The following is a 5,894-nucleotide window of genomic DNA, read 5'->3' on the forward strand; positions in this document are numbered from 1 at the left end:
AAACTCGGTGGCGGCGTGATCACGCATCATGTCCATGCAGTTGCGCCGTTCGATCAGCGTCAGGCCTTCGGCCGTCAAGCGCTCGATCTCGGTGGATTTCACCTCGGAGCCGTCCTGCTCGCGCTGGAGGCGGCGCTGCGCCTGCTCGTTCTCTTCGAGCGACCGTTCGATCCGGGCCGTGGCGCGGTGAAAGAGGTTGACCTGGCCCCAGAGCACCTCTTCGAGGTCGGGTTCCATGCGGGTGTCTTCCAGGGTCGCGACGAGGGCATCGAAGATGTCGGCGACGGCGACTGCAAGGCGCTGCCCATCGGGCATCGGGCGCGGATCGGGCTCGTCAAAGGGACGGAAGCCATAAAGCTGCAGCTCATCGAGCGCATGGGCGGTCTGGGATGCAGTGTGGGCGGGTTCATACGCGTCGTCATGGGTGTGGATCGTCATTCTGGTCTTGCCTCCGGGCCTCAACTCGTCCGCGCGTCATCCCGCGCGGCCTTCATGGGCAGCTCTGAGCCGTCATGGCGGACGCACCTTCACCCCCCTCTTCGGGGCCGAAACGCAGTGGAGGAGGGCGGCAGGCAGGCTATTTGTTTCGCGATGTAAAGCGGGGGCTCGTCCCCGCGGCGGAAATAGCCTGAATGCCGCCCTTGAGGGGGCGGACCCTTTGACGGCAGCACGCCCATCTCTGAGAAGGCCGTGTTGGTAACGGGTGGATGAGATTTGCCCGGGAAGTGGCAAAGGGGATGATCCACACCCGCGACAGGACTGCAGAACCCCTGCCCTCCTCAGCCTTGGACCGCTCCCTGCTTGATGGGGCTCACGCCAACAGGCGATGCTGATCCTCAGGCCCGATCTGCCCTGCCAGATGCTGGCGCAGCGCCAGCCTGCCGTTCGCCCGGAGATCATCGTTGAAATCCCCGAGCCTCGGTTCCAGCACCCGGACGGCAATCCCGACCTCGGTCGCTCTGGCGCTCAACCTCTCTGCCGCGCGCCGGCCAGCGGGATCGCGGTCGATGGCGATGTAGAGGCGCTGCAGCCCCTCCGGCAGCAGGACCGCTCCGAGGTGACCCGACGAGAGCGCCGCCCAGACGGGAAGGCCGGGTATTGCCTCAACGAGCGACAGCATGGTCTCGATGCCCTCGCCAACAACGAGGATGTCGTCATGCGGGGTCAGCCTGACGGCATTGCCCAAAAGGTGACCCATGGCCCGCCGCTGCGTTTTGACATCTGCCTTTCCTTGTCCGTCAGGCGCCAGCCAGGTGCGATGCACGCCCTTTAAGCCCCCTGCCTCATCAGTGACGGCGGCGATCAGCGCCGGTCTGGGGATGCTGCGGGTCTGGCCATCCTCCCGATGCCAGCACTTCGGGTGGAAGCGCAGCGCGCTCATCGTGCCGCCATGGGTAAGGCCCCGGGAGCGGAGGTAGCTGTCGGCAAGCGTGCCTGCGACCGGCTTTGAGGCTGCAAACAATCGCGCCGCCGCCGCTGGTCTGCCGCCGGGGGCCTTGGCCTTCTTCGGCACTGGCACATCCGGGAGGACCGGCTGCGGGCGGCCAAGATGCGCGCGGGCCTCCTCCAGAAGTTCAGGAAACCGCGTGATCCCCGTGCGCGCACGGATGATGTCCAGCAGATCGCCATATTCTGACGTGGCGGAGTCCTGCCATTTTCCGCGTGCGCCCGGCCCTGAGGTCGGGCCGGTGAGGCGCACAAAGAGCGAGCGGCCCGCCGTGTTTTGCAGATCGCCCACCATCCAGTAAGACCCTTCCCGCCGTCCAGCGGGAAGATAATGGCGACACACGCCTTCAGCGTCCTGCGCCAGCGCGCGCAGAAGCTCTTCTGTTTCAACGGACATGAGATGCGCCTTTTTTCAACTATTGCGTGCATGTAGGCCAGTGACCGGCACACGCGCAAGCAGGCGCTCCAGCACCGTAATGCCGCTCGGATCCGTCGGGCAGAACAGCCGCAACTTCCAGGCGATGATTTCAGAGAAGAAGCCATCGGCCTTGAGCCGGTCTCTGCCGGCCTCGGTGAAGCTGGAGAGCTCGATCCGGTTCACGCCCATGACGCGGGACCGGTGCAGCTCCATCCCCTCAGCCAGCCGCACCACGGTCTTGCCCTCCAGAACGAGAGCATGGACCTGCGCGGCAGTGAGTGTCGGCGCATCGTCCGCAAGCGTCGTCGCGACCCAGGCAGGCGAGACACGGCGGCCGATGATGCGCTGGCCATCGTCGGTTTGTAGCCGGTAGACGCGGGTTTCATCCTGCGGCAGTTGCTTCCAGATCGGCAGCAAGAGGCCAGCGACGATGTGCAGCGTGGATTCCGAGAATTCCGGCATTTCGGCCAGCTCGGACGTCCAGGCTTCGGTGAATGCCGCGCGGTCGGCCTCAAGCCAGTTTGTGTCCTCCATGATTTTGGCCGGAACAGTGCTGGCCTCCGTCGGCCGGATCAGCCGCAGGCGGGGCTCGATCGTGCCATCGTCCAGCATCAGGCTGGTGGCGGGCACCTGCACCGCCGCCCGGTTTGAGCGGCTGTTGACCAGCAGGCGCGCTTTGGGGTCCTCGAGCCAGTCGAGCGCATCCGCCAGCGATAGCGGCGTGTTGCGCTGCTTTTGCGCGATGGTCAGAAGCTGGGTTTCGGCACCAGAGCCGGGATGGGTGTAGATCACCCTCGCATCCGTGACGCGGAAGCTTTCGGCGCGCAGCGTCTCGAGCCCAAGGTCGTAGACCCCGGCGGCGATGGCGCCCTCGATCCGTTGATCAAGGAGTTCCTCGAAGGCCGAGAAGAGCACGGCCTGCAAATGAATCGTCAGCGCCAGCAGGCGATTGAGGAAGGTCGTGATCGGCGGCAGGTCGTCCTTCAGACCGTTGTCATCCGTCAGGCTGAGCCCGGTCGCATCCTCAAAAGCCCCGAGAGAGCAGCCAACCACATCACCGCGATAGATGCGGCGGTAGAGCTGACGCAGGGCGTCGCGGGCATAGGGAGACTCCAGATTGTCCTCGGGCCGGAACAGCCCCTGCCCGCCGGTTTGACGCTGGCCGCGCGTGATCGCCCCGAGCGTGTCGAGGCGGCGCGCGATGGTCGAGAGGAACCGCTTCTCCGCCTTCACATCGGTAGCAACGGGCCGGAAGAGCGGCGGCTGCGCCTGGTTGGTGCGGTTGGTCCGCCCGAGGCCCTGGATGGCGGCATCAGCCTTCCAGCCCGGCTCGAGGAGGTAATGGACCCGCAGGCGCTGGTTTTTCGCGCCAAGGTCGGCGTGATAGCTGCGCCCCGTGCCGCCCGCATCCGAGAAAATCAGGATGCGCTTCTGGTCATCCATGAAGGCCGCGGTTTCCGCAAGATTGGCAGACCCCGCCCGATTTTCGACGACGAGGCGCGCGGCAGGACCCTCGCCTTTGCGCACGATGCGGCGCGACCGGCCCGTAACCTCGGCCACGAGATCAGTGCCGAAACGCTGGACGATCTGGTCGAGCGCCCCGGGCACCGGCGGCAGGCTGGCCAGATGCTCGATCAGCGCATCGCGGCGGCGCACTGCCTCGCGGCATTCGACGGGCTGGCCGTCGCGAACGACAGGCCGGGACGAGAGATTGCCCTCGCTGTCGGTGAAGGGCTCAAACAGCTGCACCGGGAAGGAATGGGCGAGGTAGTCAAGACAGGCCTCGCGCGGCGTAATGTCAATGCGCAGATCGTTCCATTCATCCGTGGGGATGTCCGACAGGCGGCGTTCCATCAGCGCCTCACCGGTCGAGACGATCTGGATGACGGCTGCATGGCCCGCCGAGAGATCGGCCTCGATGCTGGAAATGAGGGTGGGGGTTTTCATCGAGGTCAGGAGATGGCCGAAGAAGCGCTGCTTTGCGGACTCGAAGGCCGAGCGCGCGGCGGACTTGGCCTGACGGTTCAGCGTGCCGCCGGATTCGCCAGTAATGTTGGCGGCCTCCATCGCGGCGGCCAGGTTATTGTGGATGATGGCGAAGGCCCCGGCATAGGCATCATAAATGCCGCGCTGCTCCGGCGTCAGAGCGTGCTCGAGCATCTCATATTCGACGCCGTCATAGGACAGCGACCGGGCGGTGTAGAGGCCGAGCGAGCGCAGATCGCGGGCGAGAACCTCCATCGCCGCCACGCCACCAGCCTCGATGGCCTGAACGAATTCCGCGCGCGTTACGAAGGGAAAGTCCTCCCCGCCCCAAAGCCCGAGGCGTTGCGCATAGGCGAGATTGTGGACCGAGGTCGCGCCCGTGGCCGAGACATAGACCACGCGGGCATTGGGCAGCTTGTGCTGAAGGCGCAGACCCGCCCTGCCCTGCTGCGAGGCTTCTGTATCGCCACGCTCGCCCTTGCTGCCTGCGGCGTTGGCCATGGCATGGCTTTCGTCAAACAGGATCACCCCGTCGAAATCTGCCCCCAGCCATTCGACGATCTGGTCGACGCGGGACTTTTTTGCGCCCCGCTCTTCCGAGCGGAGCGTCGCATAGGTGGTGAACAAGATGCCTTCCGTGAGCGGAATGTCTTTGCCTTGGGCAAAGCGCGAGAGCGGCGTGACCAGCAGCCGCTCCTGGCCAAGGGCCGACCAGTCGCGCTGCGCATCTTCCAGCAGCTTGTCGCTCTTGGAAATCCAGAGCGCCTTGCGGCGGCCTTGCGCCCAGTTGTCCAGAACAATCCCGGCCGACTGGCGGCCCTTGCCCGCGCCAGTGCCATCGCCAAGAAAGAAGCCACGGCGGAAACGGACAGCGTCCCCAGCATCGTCGGGCGCGGCAGAGACCGTGTCGCCGGTCTCATCCACGCACCAAGACCCCGCGAGATAGGCGCCATGCGCCTCGCCCGCATAGATCACGGTCTCGAGCTGCGCGTCCGACAGCAGGCCGTCGTGCAGAACGACGGCGGGCAGCTTGGGGCGATAGGTCGGTTTTGGCGGTGCGACCGAGGCCATGGCCGCCGACTGCACCAGCTTCGTCGGATGCGTTGCCGCGCCGGGGATGTCTATCGCCTGCAGACGGAAAGTCTCATATATGGCATCCGACAGGCGCGCGCTGGTATCGTCCTCGGTTGCATCGCGCAGGCTGTAAGCGAGATCGGCGGCCTCGATCTGCGCGGCGGTGGTGGTGAGGGTCGTGGTGGGGGTCGTTGCGGGCGTGGCGCGCGATGAGCTGATGCCTGTGCGCGCGGCACGGGTAGGATTTCCCGGGAAGTGGGAAGTGGGGCCCTGTCCGGATTGTGCGACCTGCGCCAGCGCGGGGCGCGGCGGGACATGGGTGGTGATCAGCGAGAGCAGGCTGGCCACATCCGGCGAGGTCGGGCGCGCCAGATCGGCTGTGATGCCACCCAGCTCGCCGCCTCGGCATTTGTCGAAGACCGAGAGACGGGTCTCGAAGCTGGTGCCGTGCTTGGCAAACGCTGCACCGGACACGGCGCCAGTGAAGACCAGATGGGCGGACTCGGTCAGGCGGGTGAAGGTCTCCGCCCAGGCGGGGGCATCCGGCGCGAAACCGGCACCAGTGATGGCAACAAGCCGTCCGCCGGGGGCCAGCCGCGCCAGCGCAGAGCGCAAATGCCGCGCTGTTGCGTCTGTCGTCCGGGCGTCGACATTGGCCATGGCCGAGAAGGGCGGGTTCATCAGGATGACGCTCGGGCTTGAGGAGACATCGAGATGATCATCGATCTGCGCGGCATCAAACCCCGTGACCGGTCGGCCCGGGAACAGCAAGCGAAGAAGGTCGACGCGGGTGTCCGCCAACTCGTTCAGAGCCAGAGTGCCGCCTGCGATCTCCGCGAGGATCGCCAGAAGCCCGGTCCCGGCAGACGGCTCTAGGACAAGATCACGGGGCGTGATCTGTGCTGCCGCCACAGCCGCGAGCCCCATGGGCAGCGGCGTCGAGAATTGCTGAAAGCGCTCCATCTCTTCC

Annotated in this window: 2 protein-coding genes and 1 pseudogene; all 3 read right to left on the reverse strand. The window is 65.9% G+C overall.

Annotated features, from left to right (window positions below; translation table 11 throughout):
• A pseudogene (locus tag ACTIGC_RS13440) lies at window positions 1-438 on the reverse strand (hypothetical protein); the annotation flags it as partial.
• A gap of 373 nt (window positions 439-811) precedes the next feature.
• Window positions 812-1,843, reverse strand: coding sequence for a DUF7146 domain-containing protein (locus ACTIGC_RS13445; protein ID WP_439634900.1), 1,032 nt, complete (start codon window positions 1,841-1,843; stop codon window positions 812-814).
• Between the two features lie 15 nt (window positions 1,844-1,858).
• Window positions 1,859-5,894, reverse strand: a 4,036-nt coding sequence (locus ACTIGC_RS13450; RefSeq protein ID WP_439634901.1) for a strawberry notch-like NTP hydrolase domain-containing protein, incomplete at its 5' end; no start/stop codon positions are given.

It is taken from the genome of Glycocaulis sp. (genome assembly GCF_051859565.1).
Classification (GTDB): Bacteria; Pseudomonadota; Alphaproteobacteria; order Caulobacterales; family Maricaulaceae; genus Glycocaulis.

What these genes read in the sequence shown, in the direction of transcription:
- ACTIGC_RS13445 (WP_439634900.1), bottom strand. Translation starts at nt 1,843, where the DNA reads ATGTCCGTTGAAACAGAAGAGCTTCTGCGCGCGCTGGCGCAGGACGCT.